General features: G+C 74.0%; 20 protein-coding genes. 11 read left to right on the top strand and 9 right to left on the bottom strand.

Features of this window, described 5'->3' with window-relative positions:
- Window positions 1–24: 24 nt before the first annotated feature.
- Window positions 25–1,038, top strand: coding sequence for a potassium channel family protein (locus tag GA0070622_RS30105; RefSeq protein ID WP_091582781.1), 1,014 nt, complete (start codon window positions 25–27; stop codon window positions 1,036–1,038).
- Between the two features lie 31 nt (window positions 1,039–1,069).
- Here GA0070622_RS30105 and GA0070622_RS30100 read toward each other — a convergent pair whose 3' ends face one another.
- A complete protein-coding gene (locus GA0070622_RS30100) occupies window positions 1,070–1,552 on the bottom strand; it encodes a MarR family winged helix-turn-helix transcriptional regulator (RefSeq protein ID WP_245666909.1) in 483 nt (160 codons plus the stop codon).
- Window positions 1,553–1,638: 86 nt separating this feature from the next.
- Here GA0070622_RS30100 and GA0070622_RS30095 point away from each other — a divergent pair, with 86 nt between their 5' ends.
- Entirely contained in the window at window positions 1,639–2,286 is a 648-nt protein-coding gene (locus GA0070622_RS30095; RefSeq protein ID WP_091582771.1) for an FMN-dependent NADH-azoreductase, read from the top strand.
- 78 nt (window positions 2,287–2,364) lie between these two features.
- Here GA0070622_RS30095 and GA0070622_RS30090 read toward each other — a convergent pair whose 3' ends face one another.
- From GA0070622_RS30090 to GA0070622_RS30080, 3 genes are all read right to left on the bottom strand, one after another.
- Window positions 2,365–3,399, bottom strand: coding sequence for a 2-oxoacid:ferredoxin oxidoreductase subunit beta (locus GA0070622_RS30090; protein WP_091582768.1), 1,035 nt, complete (start codon window positions 3,397–3,399; stop codon window positions 2,365–2,367).
- Complete coding sequence (locus GA0070622_RS30085; protein WP_091582764.1) at window positions 3,392–5,239, bottom strand: 2-oxoacid:acceptor oxidoreductase subunit alpha; 1,848 nt, start codon at window positions 5,237–5,239, stop codon at window positions 3,392–3,394. The genes GA0070622_RS30090 and GA0070622_RS30085 overlap by 8 nt, the downstream gene beginning before the upstream one ends.
- 196 nt (window positions 5,240–5,435) lie before the next feature.
- Window positions 5,436–6,893 (bottom strand): hypothetical protein, encoded by a 1,458-nt coding sequence (locus tag GA0070622_RS30080; RefSeq protein WP_091582761.1) that lies wholly within the window; start codon window positions 6,891–6,893, stop codon window positions 5,436–5,438.
- Between the two features lie 125 nt (window positions 6,894–7,018).
- On the opposite strand from GA0070622_RS30080, the gene GA0070622_RS30075 reads away from it, so the two are divergent.
- Window positions 7,019–7,396, top strand: coding sequence for an NADH-quinone oxidoreductase subunit A (locus tag GA0070622_RS30075; RefSeq protein WP_013473888.1), 378 nt, complete (start codon window positions 7,019–7,021; stop codon window positions 7,394–7,396).
- Window positions 7,397–7,398: 2 nt separating this feature from the next.
- Here the strand turns inward: GA0070622_RS30075 and folP are convergent, their stop codons facing one another.
- Window positions 7,399–8,268, bottom strand: coding sequence for a dihydropteroate synthase (folP, locus tag GA0070622_RS30070; RefSeq protein WP_091582757.1), 870 nt, complete (start codon window positions 8,266–8,268; stop codon window positions 7,399–7,401).
- Between the two features lie 194 nt (window positions 8,269–8,462).
- Between folP and GA0070622_RS30065 the strand changes: the two genes are divergently transcribed.
- The 4 genes from GA0070622_RS30065 to GA0070622_RS30050 all read left to right on the top strand — a co-directional run bounded on the left by GA0070622_RS30065 (window position 8,463) and on the right by GA0070622_RS30050 (window position 11,153).
- Window positions 8,463–9,104, top strand: a complete 642-nt coding sequence (locus GA0070622_RS30065) for a DivIVA domain-containing protein (RefSeq protein WP_091582754.1) — start codon at window positions 8,463–8,465, stop codon at window positions 9,102–9,104.
- Window positions 9,101–9,598 carry an SRPBCC family protein gene (locus tag GA0070622_RS30060; RefSeq protein WP_091582751.1) on the top strand — a complete coding sequence of 166 codons (498 nt, stop codon included), beginning with the start codon at window positions 9,101–9,103 and terminating at the stop codon, window positions 9,596–9,598. The genes GA0070622_RS30065 and GA0070622_RS30060 overlap by 4 nt, the downstream gene beginning before the upstream one ends.
- Before the next feature lie 183 nt (window positions 9,599–9,781).
- A complete protein-coding gene (locus GA0070622_RS30055) occupies window positions 9,782–10,366 on the top strand; it encodes a DNA-3-methyladenine glycosylase I (protein WP_091582747.1) in 585 nt (194 codons plus the stop codon).
- A 25-nt stretch (window positions 10,367–10,391) separates the two neighbouring features.
- The gene (locus tag GA0070622_RS30050; protein WP_091582743.1) at window positions 10,392–11,153 is read left to right on the top strand and encodes a serine/threonine-protein kinase; all 762 of its coding nucleotides are present in this window, start codon (window positions 10,392–10,394) and stop codon (window positions 11,151–11,153) included.
- Window positions 11,154–11,159: 6 nt separating this feature from the next.
- On the opposite strand, the gene GA0070622_RS30045 is transcribed toward GA0070622_RS30050, so the two are convergent.
- Complete coding sequence (locus GA0070622_RS30045) at window positions 11,160–11,951, bottom strand: enoyl-CoA hydratase/isomerase family protein (protein WP_091582740.1); 792 nt, start codon at window positions 11,949–11,951, stop codon at window positions 11,160–11,162.
- Window positions 11,952–11,955: 4 nt separating this feature from the next.
- Complete coding sequence (locus tag GA0070622_RS30040) at window positions 11,956–12,774, bottom strand: PaaX family transcriptional regulator (RefSeq protein WP_091582737.1); 819 nt, start codon at window positions 12,772–12,774, stop codon at window positions 11,956–11,958.
- 190 nt (window positions 12,775–12,964) lie between these two features.
- Between GA0070622_RS30040 and GA0070622_RS30035 the strand changes: the two genes are divergently transcribed.
- A complete protein-coding gene (locus tag GA0070622_RS30035) occupies window positions 12,965–13,132 on the top strand; it encodes a DUF3117 domain-containing protein (RefSeq protein WP_013283866.1) in 168 nt (55 codons plus the stop codon).
- 144 nt (window positions 13,133–13,276) lie between these two features.
- Window positions 13,277–14,737: a leucyl aminopeptidase family protein gene (locus GA0070622_RS30030; protein WP_091582732.1), complete on the top strand. Its 1,461-nt coding sequence runs from the start codon at window positions 13,277–13,279 to the stop codon at window positions 14,735–14,737.
- An 11-nt stretch (window positions 14,738–14,748) separates the two neighbouring features.
- Here GA0070622_RS30030 and GA0070622_RS30025 read toward each other — a convergent pair whose 3' ends face one another.
- A complete protein-coding gene (locus GA0070622_RS30025) occupies window positions 14,749–15,399 on the bottom strand; it encodes an O-methyltransferase (RefSeq protein ID WP_255292681.1) in 651 nt (216 codons plus the stop codon).
- Between the two features lie 212 nt (window positions 15,400–15,611).
- Between GA0070622_RS30025 and GA0070622_RS30020 the strand changes: the two genes are divergently transcribed.
- Both GA0070622_RS30020 and GA0070622_RS30015 read left to right on the top strand, forming a co-directional pair.
- Window positions 15,612–16,919 (top strand): S1C family serine protease, encoded by a 1,308-nt coding sequence (locus GA0070622_RS30020; RefSeq protein WP_176710595.1) that lies wholly within the window; start codon window positions 15,612–15,614, stop codon window positions 16,917–16,919.
- A gap of 73 nt (window positions 16,920–16,992) precedes the next feature.
- Window positions 16,993–17,418 (top strand): twin-arginine translocase TatA/TatE family subunit, encoded by a 426-nt coding sequence (locus GA0070622_RS30015; RefSeq protein WP_091582719.1) that lies wholly within the window; start codon window positions 16,993–16,995, stop codon window positions 17,416–17,418.
- 103 nt (window positions 17,419–17,521) lie between these two features.
- Here the strand turns inward: GA0070622_RS30015 and GA0070622_RS30010 are convergent, their stop codons facing one another.
- A complete protein-coding gene (locus GA0070622_RS30010) occupies window positions 17,522–18,667 on the bottom strand; it encodes an Mrp/NBP35 family ATP-binding protein (protein WP_091582715.1) in 1,146 nt (381 codons plus the stop codon).
- Window position 18,668: the final 1 nt, after the last annotated feature.

Below are 18,668 nucleotides of genomic sequence, written 5' to 3'. Positions count from 1 at the left end.
GACGGTGGCGGAGCGGGACCGACGGTGATCCATTTTCCCGCGCAACGGCGGGGGCCGCTGAGCGCGCTGAGTCTGCGCCTGCTCGCCGCCCTGGGGCTGGTCCTCGCCACCGTCTTCGTGGTCTGGCTCGACCGCGACGGCTACCGCGACGTCAACGGGGACGGCCTGACCCTCCTCGACTGCTTCTACTACGTGGTGGTGTCGCTCTCCACCACCGGTTACGGCGACATCGCCCCGTCCAGCCCGTCGGCGCGACTGGTCAACGTCCTGTTCGTCACCCCCGCCCGGGTGCTCTTCCTGATCATCCTGGTCGGCACCACCCTGGAAGTCCTGACCGAGCAGTACCGGACCGGCCGTCGCCTGTCGCGGTGGAGGAGAACCGTGAAGGACCACGTCATCATCTGCGGGTACGGCACCAAGGGCCGCAGCGCGGTCTCCGCGCTGCTGGAGAACGGGGCGGACAAGTCCAAGATCGTGGTGGTCGAGCGGAGCGGCCCGGCCCTGCGGCAGGCCACCTCGAACGGGCTGGTGACGATCGAGGGTTCGGCGACCCGCTCGTCGGTGCTGGAGGAGGCGCACGTCCGCACCGCCAAGTCGGTCATCATCGCGACCGACAGCGACGACGCCTCGGTGCTGGTGGCGCTGACCGTCCGGCAACTGACCGCCGGTCAGGTACGGATCATCGCGGCGGTCCGGGAGGCGGAGAACGCGCCCCTGCTCAAGCAGAGCGGCGCGCACCACGTGATCGTCTCGTCGGCCACCGCCGGCCGGCTGCTCGGCCTCTCCACCTCGGCCCCGCCGCTGATCGACGTGGTGGAGGACCTGCTCACCCCCGGCCAGGGCATGGCGCTGGCGATGCGGTCGGCCGAGCGCAGCGAGGTGGGCCGGTCGCCGCGTGAACTGGAGTCGCTGGTCATCGCGCTGGTCCGCCGGGGCAAGGTGGTCACGCTGAACGACCGCGCGGGCGCGGTGATCGAGACCGGCGACATGCTGGTCCACGTCCGCGACGACCGGCCGCAGGCCACCACCACCGTCTGAGCCGGCCGCCGGGCCGGGTCACCGGCGGCGGTCAGCAGGCGTCCGGGCCGTCCGCCGAGACCACCTCGGCGCAGGACGACGACCGGCCCTGGCTCGCCCGCCGCAGCAGCTCGTAGAGCAGGTCCCGCTCGCCCGGCTCCAGCGCGCCGAGCACCTCCTCCTCCGCGCCGGCGAGCGCGCACTCCGCCTCGCGGAGTCGTGTCGTGCCCACCTCGGTCAGGCTGACCACGTGCCGGCGGCGGTCCTCCGGGGAGCGGCGCCGTTCGACCAGGTCGTCCGCCTCCAGGTCGTTGAGCAGCCCGACCACGTTCGTGCCGTCGATCTGGAGCGTGGCGGCCAACCCCTGCTGGCTGATCCCGCCCGAGTCGCGCAGCACGGTGAGCGCGACCAGGTGCCGGGGGCGCAGACCCAGCGGCGCCAGCACCGACTCGGAGCGCAGCCGCATCCGGCGGGCCAGGTGCTGCAGCAGCGGCCCGGAACGGCGCTCCGACTCCTGGGCGGGCACGGCGGACATGTGACCCAGTTTACGCGGCCCGCGGAACATCGCCCTGCTATAAATAGTTGGTCCTACACGAACGATCGATGGAGGAGGAACAACCAATGGCACACCTGTTGCACATCGACTCGAGCATCACCGGCGAGCGGTCGGTCAGCCGGCGCCTCACCGCCCGCGCGGCGGCCGCCTGGCGCGCCGCCCACCCCGGCGGCACGGTGACCTACCGGGACCTCGGGCAGAGCCCGGTGCCGCACCTGGACGCCGCCGGCGGTCTCGCCCGGATGGTGCCGCCGGACCAGCACACGCCCGAGCAGCGCGCCTCCTGGCAGCTGACCGAGGAACTGGTGGGGGAGGTGACCCGGGCCGACACGATCCTGCTGGGGCTGCCGCTCTACAACTACGGCGCACCGAGCGTGGTGAAGTCCTGGGTCGACCACCTGATCGCCCCCGGCATCGCGTACGACCCGGCGACCGGGGCCGGGCTGCTCGGCGGTCGCGAGTTCGTGGTCCTGGTCAGCCGGGGCGGCGGCTACGGCGCGGGCACCCCGAAGGAGGGCTGGGACCACGCCGCGCCGTGGCTTCCGCACGGCATCTCGATGACCGGCCTGGAGCCGCGGTTCATCTGCGCCGAGCTGACCCTGGCCCCGGTCAACCCGGCGATGGCCGAGCTGATCCCGCTGCACGAGCAGAGCCTGGCGTCCGCCGAGCGGGCGGTCGACGAGCTGTGGGTGCCCGCCGCGGCGGCGGCCTGACCGGGTGCCTCCACGCCGAAGGGCGGGCCGTTCCGCGGGGGAACGGCCCGCCCTTCGCGTCGGCGGGTCAGTGACCGGTCAGAGGATGGTCCAGGTGTCGCCGCTGCCGAGCAGCGCGGAGAGCTGCTGCTCCGGGGTCTGGTCGACAGCGGCCCGCGCCGCGGCGACCTGCTCCTGCACCACGCTGTCGTAGGACGGGCGGCCGACCGACCGGAACACCCCGATCGGGGTGTTGCGCAGGTCGAGCCCGGGCAGGCGGGACAGCGCGAACGCGTACGCCGGGTCGGCGACCGTGGCGTCGTGCACGACGATCTCCTCGGCCGGGGTGGCCGAGGTCTCCCGGACCTCCAGCCCGAAGCCGCCCGGCGGGTGGACGACGCAGAACTGGCCGTCCTTGCCGAACGTGATCGGCTGCCCGTGCTCCAGCCGGATCAGGAAGTCGTCCCGGGTGGCCGGCTCCTTGAGCGGGTCGAACGCGCCGTCGTTGAAGATGTTGCAGTTCTGGTAGATCTCCACGAACGCCGAGCCCTGGTGCTCCGCCGCCGCCCGCAGCACCGACTGGAGGTGCTTGCGGTCCGAGTCGATGGTCCGGGCCACGAACGTGGCCTCGGCGCCCAACGCCAGCGACAACGGGTTGAACGGGGCGTCCGCCGACCCGACCGGGGTCGACTTGGTGACCTTGCCGACCTCGGAGGTGGGCGAGTACTGACCCTTGGTGAGGCCGTAGATCCGGTTGTTGAACAGCAGGATCTTGAAGTTCACGTTGCGGCGCAGCGCGTGGATCAGGTGGTTGCCGCCGATGGAGAGCGCGTCGCCGTCACCGGTGACCACCCAGACCGACAGGTCCGGCCGGGACACCGACAGGCCGGTGGCGATCGCCGGGGCGCGGCCGTGGATCGAGTGCATCCCGTACGTGTTCATGTAGTACGGGAAGCGTGACGAGCAGCCGATGCCCGAGACGAAGACGGTGTTCTCCCGGGCGATGTTCAGCTCCGGCATGAAGCCCTGCACGGCGGCCAGGATGGCGTAGTCGCCGCAACCGGGGCACCAGCGCACCTCCTGGTCGGACTTGAAGTCCTTGGCGGTGAGCTTCAGGGCGACGGGCTCAGACATTCTTCAGGACCTCTTCCAGCATCGTCTCCAGCTCCGCGGCGGTGAACGGCAGGCCGCGGACCTGGTTGTAGCCGATCGCGTCGACCAGGTACTTCGCCCGGATCACGTGGGCGAGCTGGCCGAGGTTCATCTCGGGGACGACCACCCGGTCGTAGGAGCGCAGCACCTCGCCGAGGTTGGCCGGCATCGGGGCCAGGTGGCGCAGGTGCGCCTGGGCCACCGACAGCCCGCGCTGGCGCAGGCCCCGGCAGGCGGCGCCGATCGGCCCGTACGTCGAGCCCCAACCCAGCACCAGCACCCGGGCGTCGCCGTCCGGGTCCTCCACCTCGACGTCGGGCACCGGGATGGTCTCGATCCGCGCCGCCCGGGTCCGCACCATGAAGTCGTGGTTGGCCGGGTCGTACGAGATGTCGCCGGTCTTGTCGGCCTTCTCCAGGCCGCCGATCCGGTGCTCCAGGCCCGGGGTGCCGGGCACCGCCCACGGGCGGGCCAGCGTCTGCGGGTCCCGCAGGTAGGGCAGGAAGCTGGTGCCGTCCTCGCCGTTGGGCTCGGTGGCGAACTCGACCCGCAGGTCGGGCAGGGACTCCACGTCCGGCAGCAGCCACGGCTCGGAGCCGTTGGCCACGTAGTTGTCGGAGAGCAGGATCACCGGCGTGCGGTAGGTGAGCGCGATCCGGGCCGCCTCCAACGCCGCGTGGAAGCAGTCCGACGGCGACTTCGGCGCGACCACCGCGACCGGGGCCTCACCGTGCCGGCCGTACAGGGCCATGTTCAGGTCGGCCTGCTCGGTCTTGGTGGGCATGCCGGTGGACGGCCCGGCCCGCTGCACGTCGACGATGACCAGCGGCAGCTCCAGCGCCACCGCCAGGGAGATCGTCTCGCTCTTCAGCGCCACGCCCGGACCACTCGTGGTGGTGATGCCGAGCGCGCCGCCGTACGACGCGCCGAGCGCCGCGCCGACCGCGGCGATCTCGTCCTCGGCCTGCATGGTGACCACGCCGAACTTCTTGTGCTTGCTCAGCTCGTGCAGGATGTCCGAGGCCGGGGTGATCGGGTAGGCGCCGAGGAACACCGGCAGCCCGGAACGCACCCCGGCGGCCACCAGGCCCAGCGACAGCGCCGCGTTGCCGGTGATGTTGCGGTAGGTGCCCGGCAGCATCTTCGCCGGCTTGACCTCGTACCGGACCGAGAAGTCCTCGGTGGTCTCGCCGAAGTTCCAGCCGGCCCGGAACGCGGCCACGTTCGCCGCCACCAGCTCGGGGCGGGCCGCGAACTTGCGCTCCAGGAACCGCAGCGTCGACTCGTACGGGCGGGAGTACATCCAGCTCAGCAGCCCGAGCGCGAACATGTTCTTGGCCCGCTCGGCGTCCTTCTTGGACACGTCGTGTGCGGCCAGCGCGCCGATCGTCATCGAGGTGAGCGCGACCGGGTGCACCGCGTAGCCGGCGAGCGAGTCGTCGTCCAACGGGCTGGTCGCGTAGCCGACCTTGGCCAGGTTGCGCCGGGTGAACTCGTCGGTGTTGACGATGATGTCCGCCCCGCGCGGCAGGTCGGCCAGGTTCGCCTTCAACGCGGCCGGGTTCATCGCCACCAGCACGTTCGGCGCGTCGCCCGGCGTCAGGATGTCGTAGTCGGCGAAGTGCACCTGGAAGCTCGACACACCCGGCAGCGTGCCGGCGGGAGCGCGGATCTCGGCCGGGAAGTTGGGCAACGTGGAGATGTCGTTGCCCAGCTGCGCCGTCTCCGAGGTGAACCGGTCGCCGGTGAGCTGCATGCCGTCGCCGGAGTCGCCGGCGAACCGGATGACCACCCGGTCCAGTTGACGGATCTGCTTGGTCACGCCCGCACCTCGCTTCGCTGAGCGCCGTCGCCCTCACCGGCGCGGCCCGCTCCGTTTCTCACGTCAGAGCCTACGTCGCCCGGTTAGGGCCCCCTTGGTGGAGGTCCGACGTGTGGGACCCGAACGGGCCGGTGTATGCCCCGCTTTGCAGCGTTTAGTACCGGCGGCCGTAATTCAGATCACCGCCGGATTCGTCTCACCGCTCCGCGGTCGACGGCCCGGCCGGGTCCGGCGCGCCGATCTCGCTGCGACGGCGCAGCGAGCGCGTGGCCAGGGCCAGCGCCAGCACGACCAGCAACCCGGACACGGTGATCAGGGCGATCGCGGTGCGCTGCACCGACGACTCGTCGTCGTCGGCCCGGCTCTCCGCGGCCAGCACGCCCTGCGACCCGGTGGGGGTGGGCGCGCCGGCCGCCGGCGTGGCCTGCGCCGCCGCCGCGCTGATCCGGAAGCTCATCTGCACCTGCCGGTCCCGCCCGCTGCGCGGGTCCAGCCGGCCGATCACCGCGCCGGCGAGCGGCGCCATCCGCTGCGCCTCCGGCGAGGCGGTCACCGGCAGCCGCAGCGTGGCGGTCCGGCCCGAGGGCAGGCTGCCCAGCTCGCACCGCGCCCGGTCCGGCGCCAGCGCGGCGCAGCCGGTGTCGCCGGCCCCGACGGTCACCCCGGCCGGCAGCAGCACCTCCACCCGGCCGGTGGCGTCCACCTCGCCGGTGTTGCCGAGCCGGACGGTCAGCGTGCTCGGCGCGCCACTGATGTCGAAGAGCACCTCGTCGGCCCGCAGCGAGATGCCCGGCACCGGGGGCCCGGGCGGGAACAGCACCGCGAAGCCCTCGTCGTCGTACGCCGCCCCGGTGGCACCGGGCGCGACGGCGGTCACCTGGACCACGCCGCTCAGCGGCATGGCCCGCCAGGCGTCCGCGGCGACGCGTACCCGGATGGTCGCGCTGAACCGGGCGCCCGGCGCGGCGGTCCACCCGCCGCACCGGTGGTTGCCGCCGCCGGCGGGCGCGCAGCCCGGCGTGCCGGCGTCGGTCAGGCCGGCCGGCAGGCTGTATCCGAGGCTGATCTGCTCCGCCCGCCCGCCGGTGTTGGTCACCGTCACCCGCAGCGTGGTCACCGTGCTGTCGGCGTTCCAGTAGTCCGGGGTCAGCACCACGTCGTCGGTGGAGACCTGCACGCCCAGCGGGCCGCCGGCCGGCTGGGTCGGCGGCGGGGGCGGGGGCTGGACCGGCGGCACCACGGGCGGCGGCGCCGGCGCGGTGGTGGTGGGCGCCGTGGTGGTGGGCGCCGGCACGACCGGGGCCGTGGTCGGCGGCACGGGGGCGGTGGTGACCGGCGCCGGCGGCGTGGTGGGCGGCGGGGCCTCCTCGGTCGGGGGCGGGGTGGTCGGTTCCGGCGCGGTGGTGGTCGGGTCGCCGGTGGGCGTCGGCTCGGTCGGGTCGCCGCCGGGCTCGCCGCCCGGACCGTCCGGGTCGCCCGGGTCGCCCGGCGCCGCCGCGTGGACCACGCCGGCCAGCGGGGAGGGGGAGGCCGCGGCCCACCCCGGCGCCACCGCCACGACCGTCGCGGCCGCGGCGAGCAGCGCGGGAGCGAACAGCGCGAGGGTACGGCGGTGCGCGACCCGCCGAGCGGGTCGAACGCGGGGGCGGGTCATCTGTCCTCCGGACGTTTCAGCGAGGTCTCATTATTCGGCGACAGTTGCCATCCGGCACTAGTCCCGCCAGGAAACGAATTCGTAACGTGTCCGGGACGTCTGGACGGGACCGGTACGCTCCGCTCGTGACCGGATATCTCGGCTCGTACGCCACACTCGGTCTGCTGCTGCTCGCCGCCGTGCTCTTCTTCGTCACGGCGTTCTCGGCCAACCGGGTGTTACGTCCCAGCCGGCCGGCCGAGCCGTGGGGCAAGCGGGCCACGTACGAGTGCGGTCTCGACCCGGTCGGCGGCGACTGGGCCCAGATGCAGATCCGCTACTACGTCTACGCCTACCTCTACGTGCTCTTCGCGGTCGAGGCGGTCTTCCTCTTCCCCTGGGCGCTGGTCTTCGACCGCCCCGGGTTCGGGGCGACCACCGTGGTGGAGATGGGCGTCTTCGTGGCGATCGTGGCGCTCGGGATCCTCTACGCCTGGCGGCGCGGCGTCCTGCGCTGGACCTGACCCTAGGCCAACCCGCGCCGGGTCGCCGCCGGGGGCCGGTCGCCCCGGATCGAGGCCACCATGTCCAGCACCCGGCGGGTCTGACGCACCTGGTGGGCCCGGAACACCCGGGCGCCCAGCCACGCCGAGACCGCGGTGGCGGCCAGCGTCCCCTCCAGCCGCTCGGGCACCGGCAGGTCCAGCGTCTCGCCGATGAAGTCCTTGTTCGACAGCGCCACCAGCAGCGGCCACCCGGTGTCGGTCAGCTCGCCCAACCGACGGGTGATCTCCAACGAGTGCCGGGTGTTCTTGCCGAAGTCGTGCGCCGGGTCGATCAGGATGCCGTCCCGCCGCACCCCCAGCCCCACCGCCCGTTCGGCCAGCCCGGTGACCGTGCCGACCACGTCCGCCACCACGTCGTCGAAGGCCGCCCGGTGCGGTCGGGTACGCGGGGCCAACCCGCCGGCGTGCGAGCAGACCAGCCCCGCGCCGGTCGCCGCGGCGACCCGGGCGAGCGCCGGGTCCGCCCCCGACCAGGTGTCGTTGAGCAGGTCCGCGCCGGCCGCGACCGCCTCCACCGCCACCTCGGCCCGCCAGGTGTCGATCGAGATGACCACGTCCGGGAAGGCGGATCGGACCGCGGCGATGGTGTCCACCGTCCGGCGGATCTCCTCGGCCACGTCCACCTCGTCGCCGGGGCCGGCCTTCACCCCGCCGATGTCGATGATCTCCGCGCCCTCGGTCACCGCCCGCTCCACCGCGCGCAGCGCGCTGTCCTCGGCGAAGGTGGCGCCCCGGTCGAAGAACGAGTCCGGCGTCCGGTTGACGATCGCCATCACCACCAGCTCGCCGGGAGCGAAGGTCCGCCCACCGAGCCGTAGCGCTCCCGTCATGCCCGCCTCCTCGTCTCCCCGCCCGGGTGGCCGTCGTCGCGGGCCGACCCGACGCTATCCGGTCCGGAGCCTCCGCCCTCCGCTGGTCCCACCGGCCCGATCCGTGGTCGCCCCGCTCGGGGGGAGTGCGGCGTTTCCGAGTCGGAGGTGGCGGAGGGCTCGCCCGATCCCGGCCCGCATGCCACGATCTCTGCATGGGTCAGGTTCTGCTCCTTCTGGTGGTCGCGCTGACCGTCGCGGCGGTGGTGCTCGGGGTGACGGTGCTGGTCTCCGGGCGTGATCCGGGTCTGGTCCCGACCGAGCCGGACGGGCGGGCCGTACCCCTGCCCGGCACCCGACCGCTCGACGAGTCCGACGTGAGCGAGGTCCGTTTCGACACCGCGCTGCGCGGTTACCGGATGGCCCAGGTCGACGCGGCGATGCGACGGGCCGCGTACGACATCGGCTACAAGTCCGAGCTGATCGGCGTGCTGGAGGCCGAGAACGCGGCGTTGCGGGAGGGGCGCACCGAGGAGGCCGACGCGCTGCGCCGGGCCCGCGAGGAGGCCGCCGCGAGCAGCTCCGAGCCCGCCCCGTCGATCGCCGATCCGACGACCGCCGGGCCGGTGACCATCGACCTCTCGGCGCCCGCGCCGGGATCCGGCACCGGGCCGGAGACGGACGCCGGGGGCGCCCCGGCCGAGGCGGGCGTGGCGGAGGCTCCGGCCGCCGCGGCCGTCGAGGACACCACCCCGCCCGGCGACGGGATCATCACCGGACCGTCCGCCGGGAGCGTGCCGGCCGCCGATGCCGACGACCGGGAACGCGGTCCGGTGGTCCGGTCGGAGTCGGCGTGACCGGCACGGAGGGTTCCGCCGACTTCGCCGAGGCGGCCCGGCGCGGCGCCGCCGAGGTCACCGCGACGGTGATCGTCGACGCGCCGGCCGAGCGGGTCTTCGCGGCGCTGACCGCGTGGGAGCGGCAGTCGGACTGGATCCCGCTCACCACGGTCCGCGTGGTCGAGGGCGACGGCGGCGAGGGCAGCCTGGTCGAGGCGGTCACCGCGCTGGGTCCGGCCGTGCTGCGGGACGAGATGCGGGTGGTGCGGGTCGACGCCCCGTACGAGGTCGGGGTGGTCCACTGCGGCAAGCTGCTGCGTGGCCCGGGGGTCCTGCGCTGCACCCCGATGGACCGGGACCGGACGCAGGTGGTCTGGCACGAGTGGTTCCACCTGCCGGGCGGCGCGGCGGGCCGGGTCGCCTGGCCGGTGCTCTGGCCCGGCTCGAAGTTCAGCCTGACCCAGGCGTTGAAGAAGTTCGCCCGCCTGGTCGAACAGGGCCGCCTGCCCTGACCCCGTGTCCGATCCGTCCGGATGCCTGCTGGGACACGCGTCCCATCAGGTAGGAGTCGCGGAGATCTTGGAAGAGTAGCGCCCCTATGGGGGCCGTTCGGTTCCAAGATCTCGAAGCCGCGAGCCGCGAGCCGCGAGCCGCGCATGGGGAGCCTGTCGGTGGGCTGACCTACCGTGTAGGGCGTGACTGACCTGGTGATCGGGGCCGACGGGCTGGCCCGCTGCGCGTGGGGAGCGAGCACCCCCGACTACGCCGTCTACCACGACGACGAGTGGGGGCGGCCGCTGCGCGGCGACGACGCGCTCTACGAGCGGCTCACCCTGGAGGCGTTCCAGTCCGGCCTCTCCTGGCTGACCATCCTGCGCAAGCGCCCGGCGTTCCGGCTCGCCTTCGACGGGTTCCGGATCGAGACGGTGGCCGGCTACGGCGAGGCCGACGTCGCCCGGCTGATGGCGGACGCCGGGATCGTCCGCAACCGGGCGAAGGTCGAGGCGGCGATCGCCAACGCCCGGGCCGCGCTGGAGCTGCCCGAGGGGCTCTCCGCGTTGCTCTGGTCCTACGCGCCGCCGCCCCGGGCCGCGCGACCCGGCTCGTTCGGCGAGGTGCCCGCGATCACCCCGGAGTCGACGGCCATGGCCAAGGCGCTCAAGAAGCGTGGTTTCCGCTTCGTCGGCCCCACCACCGCCTACGCGCTGATGCAGGCGACCGGGATGGTGGACGACCATCTCGCCGACTGTCACGTGAGTGGCGACCGGGCCGGGGTCTGACCCGACGGCGTGATGGGATTGGGGCATGACCGACACCGAGCCGCGTACGAGCGCGACGACCGACGGTGACACCGGGCCGGGCGCCTGGGCGGTGCTGCTGCCCGCCGAGCGCTACGAGGCCGAGCGGCTGGTGCACCACGACGTGCTGGAGCTGACCGGCCTCCCGGCGGGAGCCGCGCCCCGGCCCGGCGACCGGGTGGCGGTGCTGGTCGAGGAGCCGCTGCGCCTGGTGGCGCTCGGCCGGGTGGCCCCGGCCACCGCCACGACCCGCGACGCCCCGGCGAGGCCGGCTTCCGGGCCCCGGACCGCCCCGGCGAGGCCGGCTTCCGGGCCCCGGACCGCCCCGGCGACGGCCGCCCCCGGGAGCCGGGACGCCGGGACCCCGGAGGCCCCGACCGCCGGGGGGAGCTGGGAGGACCCGGACGACCCGCAGTCCGACGCGACGGCGGGGCTCGTGGTGACGTACACCCGGCGGGTGCTGGACGAGCCGGTGCCGGTGGACGGCCCGGCCCCCGACGGCCCGGTGGCCGCGCTCGACCCCGCGCGGTGGCGGGCGCTGGCCGACCGGCTCGGCCCGCCGCCGGCGCGGCGCACCTGGCTGGTCAGCCTCGACCTGCCGATCGAGGCGGCCACCCGGGCCGAGGCGGTCCGGATCTTCTGGTCGTACGTGCAGGAGCTGGGCCCGCGTGAGCTGCCCGCGTTCGTCTCGCCCTCCGGCGACGAGCTGGCCATGCAGGCGTTCGTGCTCGGCGTGGAGGCCAACCAGGATCCGGAGGAGGACGACTGACCGGCCTCAGCGCCCCTCGAACACCGGCTTCTGCTTGTTGACGAACGCCATGGTGGCGGCGCGGTGGTCGGCGGTGCCGCCACAGATCGCCTGCGCCTGCGCCTCCGCGGCCAGCGCGTCGGCCAGCGTGCCGGCGTCGGCGATGGAGAGCTGGCGCTTGATCGCCCCGTACGCGACGGTCGGCCCGGCCGCGAGCCGCGCGGCCAGTTCCTGCGCGGTCGGCAGCACCTGCTCGTCGTCGTCCACCAGGCGGGTGAGCAGGCCGAGCCGGCACGCGTCCTCGGCGCCGACCGGTTCGGCGAGCATCAGCAGCTCGACCGCCTTGGCGTGGCCGACCAGTCGGGGCAGGGTCCAGGAGGCCCCGGTGTCGGCGGCCAGCCCGACCCCGGCGAACGCCATCAGGAACCGGGTCTTCGGGCCGCCGATCCGGAAGTCGGCGAGGAACGCCAGCGAGGCGCCGGCCCCGGCGGCCATCCCGCGCACCGCGGCGACCACCGGCTTCGGCAGGTTGGCCAGGCGGGCGGCGATCGGGTTGTAGTGCGCCCGGACCGTGCCGAGCGGGTCGGCGTCGGCCGACTCCAGCGTCTGCACGTGCTCCCGCAGGTCCTGCCCGGCGCTGAACGAGCCACCCGCGCCGGCGAGCACGACCGCCCGGCAGGAACGGTCGGTCTCCAGTTCGGCGAGGGCGTCCCGGAGCGCCTCCTTGAGCGCCACGTCGAGCGAGTTCATCGCCGTCGGGCGGTTCAGCGTCAGGGTGACGACGGCGTCGGTGCGGTCGACGAGCAGCGGCTCGGTCACGTGTCTAACGACCCTTCTGTCGGGCGAGGCGGTTGCTGGCGTCGAGGCACTGCTCGACGTACCGGTCGGCGGCCGGCCGGAGCCGGGCCGCGTGCCGGTCGAAGAACCCGGCCGCGCTGGTGCCCGGCCAGCGCTCGGGGAGCAGCGCCGGGGGCAGCTGCGGGTCCTGGAACAGGAAGGTACGCCACGCGTGCACGAGCCGGAACCGGGCCGCGTACGCGTCCTCGTCGCTGCTGCGCACGGTGACGCCGGAGAGCAGCGGCTTCTGCTCGGCGACGAAGCGTTCGTACGCCCGGCCGATCTCGGACAGGTCCCAGGCCCGGCGGACGACGCCCATGGCGCCGGGCGTGCCGGCGGCGTGCGCGGCGGTGAACCGCTCGTAGCGCACGCCGGCCTCGGCGAGCAGCAGGTCGACGTCCTCGCCGGGGCGGGTGGCCACCCAGGTGCAGTCGTCGAGGGTGCCGTAGCCGAGGAAGCTGAGGTTGGCGGCGAGCCGTTGCCGGTCCCGGCGGGACGGGGGCGCCGTCAGCACCAGGAGGTCGAACCGTCCGTCCCAACTGTGCCGACCGGTCCGGTAGATCCGGGAGGCCGCCTCGTCGAGTCGACGGCCCGCCTTCGGGGTGATCGAATATCCCGGTCCGGAGGCCAGCCGGAGCGGTTCCAGCCAGCCCTGGCGGACCATCCGGGAGACCGCGGTGCGCACCGCCGGTGGGGCGATGCCGAGGGGTGCGAGCAGCTTGACCAGGGCGGCGACCGGTGCGCGGCCACCCCTGGCGCGGAGGTGGTCGCCGTACAGGTCGAAGAGTGCCGACCGTGCCTGCATGACCGCACATTGTGACAGGCCTATCCAAGATAAGCTAGATGCTGTTACATCAATGCTGCTTCGGTTTGGGTCCGGCGGTGTTCATCAGGGAAAATCGTTGGTCGACGCCTCCGCGACGCTTGCGGGTGGCGATGGCGAAGTGGCTGTGGGGCAACCCACCGACCCTGGTGTAGGTCTGAGGGGAGACAACATGGCGGCGATGAAGCCGCGGACGGGCGACGGTCCGCTGGAAGTCACCAAGGAGGGCCGGGGCATCGTCATGCGGGTCCCGCTGGAGGGTGGTGGCCGGCTCGTCGTCGAGATGACTCCCGACGAGGCCACCGCGCTGGGTGACGCACTGAAGGCGGCTGCCGGCTGATGCGAGGAGCGGGTCGCGCGGCGTTCGCCGCGCGGCCGGTTCGTCCTACCCTGAGCCACCGGCTTGGCCGGTGGCTCAGGGCCTTCATCGGCCAGTGAGCGGCAAACTGTCCCGCTAAGAGCATTTTCGGAGGTACGGTCCAGCGTGCTGGCCATTCGTCTGGTGAGCGGGTCCGTGCGACCCGACACCCTCGTCCTGCCCGTTCGTCCCGGAGGGCCGGACTCCCCGGCCGTGCTGGTGCCGACCGCCGCCCCGTCCGCCGACGACGTCCGGGCCGAGGCGGGCGCGCTGCTGCCCGCCGCCCGACTCACCGGCGCCGCCGGCGAGGTACGCGAGCACCTGCGCCCCGGCGCCGCCCCGGACCGCCTCTGGCTGCTCGGTGTCGGTGCCGGCGACGAGCAGGACTGGCGGATCGCCGGAGCCGCGCTGGCCCGCGCCGCCAAGGATGAGACGCAGATCACCATCGCACTTCCCGACGACGCCGGGACGGCGCTGCGCGGGCTCGCCGAGGGCCTGCTGCTCGGCTCCTACCGCTACCGCCTCACCGACGCCGGGGCGCGGCCGTCCCTGGCCGGGGTGGACCTGCTGGTGACCGACCCGCAGGCGCACGCCGACACGCTGGCCGCGGCCCGGACCACGGCCGAGATGACCGTGCTGGCCCGGGACCTGACCAACACCCCCTCGTCGACGAAGCACCCGGAGTGGTTCGCCGACCAGGTGGCCGCCGCCGCGTCCGGCCGACCCGACCTGCACCTGCGCGTGCGCGAGCCGCGGGAGTTGGCGGCCGAGGGCTTCGGCGGGCTCCTCGCCGTCGGCGGCGGCTCCGCCCGCGGCCCGCGCCTGGTCGAGCTGGACTGGCGCCCGGCCGGCGCGCGTACCCACGTGGTGCTGGTCGGCAAGGGCATCACGTTCGACACCGGCGGCATCTCGATCAAGCCGGTGCCCGCCATGAAACTGATGCGCAAGGACATGGCCGGCGCCGCCGCCGTGGTCGCCGCGACGCTCGGCGCCGCCGCGCTGGGCCTGCCGGTACGGGTCACCACGCTGGCCCCGCTCGCCGAGAACATGGTCAGCGGCTCGGCGTTCCGCCCCGGCGACATCATCCGGCACTACGGCGGCCTGACCAGCGAGAGCACCAACTCGGACGCCGAGGGCCGGCTGGTGCTGGCCGACGCCATGGCGTACGCCGTGCGGGAGCTGAAGCCCGACCTGCTGGTCGACCTCGCGACGCTGACCGGGGCGAACGCGGTGGCCCTGGGCAAGCGGCACGCCGCGCTCTACAGCGAGAACGACGACCTGGCCGCGGGCCTGCTGGCCGCGATCTCGGCGGCCGGGGAGCGGGCCTGGCGGATGCCGCTCGCCGACGACTACGTGGAATACCTGGCCAGCGACATCGCCGACCTGCACAGCTCCCCGGCGCGGGGCGCGGGCTCGGTGGTGGCCGCGCTGTTCCTCCGCGAGTTCACCGGCGACCTGCGGGACCGCTGGGCGCACCTGGACATGTCCGCCCCCTCGTGGTCCGACGACGTGCACGGCGAACTGGTCAAGGGCGCGACCGGCTGGGGCGTACGCGGGCTGCTGCGCTGGCTGGGGACGCTGGGCTGACCGGCGGCGGGTCAGCTCCGCACGGCGGCGAGCAGGCCGTGGCCGACCGGCAGCAGCGCCGGCACCCAGTGCTCGGACTCGCGGATCGCCTTGACGGTCTCCCGCACGGTGACCGTCTCCACGTCCCGGGCGGCCGGGTCGCCGATCCGGCCGCCGGCCAGGGCGCCGTTGAGCGCGAGCACGCCGCCGGGCCGCAGCAGCCGCAGCGCCGCGTCCACGTACGCCGCGAAGCCGGTCGCCGCGGCGTCGGCGAAGACCAGGTCGTAGGCGCCGTCGGCGAGGCGGGGCAGCACGTCGAGCGCCCGGCCGGTGATGATCCGGGTACGTCCCGACGGGAAACCCGCCTCCTGGAACAGTCGGCGGGCGAGGCGCTGGTACTCGACCTCCACGTCGATCGTGGTGAGCACGCCGTCGGGGCGCATGCCGCGCAGCAGCCAGACACCGCTGACCCCGGTGCCGGTGCCGATCTCGACCACCGCCCGGGCGTTGCCGGCGGCGGCGAGCAGTCGCAGCGCGGCGCCGGCGCCGGGCGTCACCGCCTCGACGCCCACCTCGCGGGCGAGCGCCCGGGCGGTGCGCAGCACGAGGTCCTCGGTGACGTACGACTCGGCGAACTGCTGCGCCTGGGCCGTCGAACTGCCGTGACCGGCGACCGTGGCGATGGGACACCTCCGGGGGCGGGCTGGTGCGAGGGGTCGGTTGGCACTGTGAGCGTAGAGGCGACCCGGTACGGGCGCAGCCGCGAGTCGGCGGTGGGACGATCACGGGCGGCAACCCCTGACTCCACGCGGGGCATCCGTGCAATCCTGGAGGTGTCCCGCGCGTCACGGTCGTCCGGCTCCGCCGGCGCCCGGCACGGGGCGTGCGGGACGGAGTGGGAGGCACGGACGTGACCGACGGCTGGGACTGGCGCCAGCCCGGCGGAGCGCCGGCACCGGCGGGAGGGCCGGGGCCCGGGCAGCCACCGCAGGGTTCCGCGGGTGGGACGACGTCGCCCTGGTGGTCCGACGCGCTGGCCGACCCGTGGCGGGATCCGTACGCGCCGGCGGCCGTGGTGGTCCCGGCCGCCGCGCCCGACGGGGCGGGTGAGCCGGAGCCGGTCACCGACCCGGACCTGCCGACCCGGCCGGGGCTGCGCCAGGTGGTGCTGATCTCGTTGATCACCGCGCTGCTGGCCGGCTCGCTGGGCAGCGCGCTGACCTACGCCCTGATGCGCGGCGGCGACGTGCCCACCCTGGGCGCGCAGGCCGGGCAGGCCCCGGCGCTGGCCCAGCGCAAGCCCGAGTCGCTCGCCGGGGTCGCCGAGCGGGTGCTGCCCAGCGTGGTCACCATCCGGGTGGCCAGTCTCGGCGGCATCAGCGAGGGCTCCGGCTTCGTGGTGAGCACCGACGGGCACATCGTCACCAACGACCACGTGGTCGCCGACGGGCCCGGCAAGGCCACGGTGATCTTCAACGACGGCAGCACCACCCCGGCGACGGTCGTCGGGCAGGACCCGGAGTCGGACATCGCGGTGGTCAAGGTGACCCGCAGCGGGCTGACCCCGGTGCAGTTCGGCGACTCCGACGCGCTCGCCGTGGGCGACCCGGTGCTCGCCATGGGCTCGCCGCTGTCGCTGGCCAACACGGTCACCGCCGGCATCGTCAGCGCGCTCGACCGCACCATGCAGGCCGGTGAGCCGGGCGGCCCGACCCGCTACTACGCGGCCATCCAGACCGACGCCGCGGTCAACCACGGCAACTCCGGCGGCCCGCTGGTGGACGGCGGCGGCCGGGTGGTCGGCGTGAACTCGACGATCAAGTCGTTGGTGGCGGACGGGCAGGAGGCCGGCAACATCGGCCTCGCCTTCGCCATCCCGATCAACCAGGCGAAACGGGTCACCGAGGACATCATCGGCACCGGCAAGGCCCGGCGTACCGTGATCGGCGCCCAGGTCGGCGGCACCGGCGTCACCGGCGGCGGCGTACGCCTCAACGCGGTCGAGCCGGCCGGCCCGGCGGCGGCGGCCGGGATGCGCACCGGGGACGTGGTGCTCCGGCTGAACGGGCATCCGATGACCGATCCGACGGATCTGGTGGCCCTGGTGCGCAAGTACGCGCCGGGTTCGGTGGTGACGGTGGAGTACCGGCGCGGGTCGTCGCGGCAGAACGCGTCGGTGACGCTCGCCGCCGACGCGAAGTGAGGAGGGGTCACCCCCTCCCCGTCGGCCACCTCACGTGCGTAGTCTTGCCCTGGACACGGACGAGGAGGCCGCGGTGTTCGAGAACCTGAACTGGTGGGAGATCGGCGTCCTGCTGCTCCTGGCGCTGTTGATCTTCGGGGACAAGCTGCCCAACGTGATCAACGACGGCCTCCGGATGGTCCGCAACCTCCGCAACATGGCGCGGAACGCCACCGGCGACCTGAGCCGCGAGCTGGGCACCGACATCCAGCTCGAGGATCTGCACCCCAAGGCGTTCATCCGCAAGCACCTGCTCAGCGAGGAGGACGAGCAGGCGCTCCGCAAGCCGCTGCAGAGCATGTACGACAACCTGCGCTCCGACGTCACCGGCGTGCACGACGAGCTGAAGGACGTCGCGAAGGCCGCGGACCTGCGCAACCCGGGCCCCCGCCCCGCCGTCGCGACCCCGGCCGCCCCCACCCCGCCGGCCCCGCGCCCCTCGTACGACGACGCCACCTGACCCATCCCGTCCCGGCGACCGGCACGGGCGGGGTCAGGGCGGACGTGAGCCGCCCCCTCCCGGCGGGCCGGAAGGGGGCGGTGGGGGAGCGGTGGATCGAGGTCTAGCGGCCCGCCGGCTTCAGGCCGAGCGGCTTGCCGAGCAGTGACTCGCGGCGCACCGCGAGCCGGTCGGCCACCTGGAACAGGGCCTTCGCGGCGGGCGCGTCCGGCTGGGCCAGCACGATCGGCTGGCCGGCGTCGCCGCCCTCGCGGACCCGGGTGTCCATCGGGATCTGCCCCAGCACCGGCACCTGGGCGCCGATGGTCCGGGTCAGCGACTCGGCCACGGCCTCGCCGCCACCGGCCCCGAAGACCTCCATCCGGGAGCCGTCCGGCAGCTCCAGCCAGGACATGTTCTCGATCACGCCGACCACCCGCTGGTGGGTCTGCAGCGCGATGGCGCCGGCCCGCTCGGCCACCTCGGCGGCAGCCGCCTGCGGGGTGGTGACGACCAGGATCTCCGCGTTCGGGAGCAGTTGTGCCACCGAGATCGCGATGTCGCCGGTGCCCGGGGGCAGGTCGAGCAGGAGCACGTCCAGGTCGCCCCAGTAGACGTCGGCGAGGAACTGCTGCAGCGCCCGGTGCAGCATCGGGCCGCGCCAGACCACCGCCGCGTTGCCGGGGGTGAACATGCCGATCGAGATCACCTTCACGCCGTGTGACTGCGGTGGCATGATCATGTCTTCGACGCGGGTCGGCGCGCCGTCGGCGCCGAGCATCCGGGGCACCGAGTGGCCGTAGATGTCGGCGTCCACCACACCGACCGACAGGCCGCGGGCGGCCAGCGCGGCGGCCAGGTTGACCGTGACGCTGGACTTGCCGACGCCGCCCTTGCCGCTGGCGACCGCGTAGACCCGGGTCCGGGAGCCGGGCTGGGCGAACGGGATCACCGGCTCGGCGGTGCCGCCGCCGCGCAGCTTGGACTGCAGCTCCTGGCGCTGCTCCGGACTCATCACACCGAAGATGATCTCGACGCCGCTGACGCCGGGCACCGCGCCGACGGCGGCGGTGATGTCGGTGCGCAGCTTGTCCTTCAGCGGGCAGCCGGCCACGGTGAGCAGCAGTTCCACCCGGACCACGCCGTCGTCGTCGCGCTCGGCGGAGCGGACCATGCCGAGTTCGGTGATCGGCCGACGGATCTCCGGGTCGTTGACGGTGGCCAGGGCGGCCTGGATCGCGTCGGAGACGGTGCTGACGGGTGCTGACATG

It is taken from the genome of Micromonospora sediminicola (genome assembly GCF_900089585.1).
Classification (GTDB): Bacteria; Actinomycetota; Actinomycetes; order Mycobacteriales; family Micromonosporaceae; genus Micromonospora; species Micromonospora sediminicola.
Note: the sequence above shows the minus strand (reverse complement) of the source record. Positions and strands in the feature narration are given on the sequence as shown.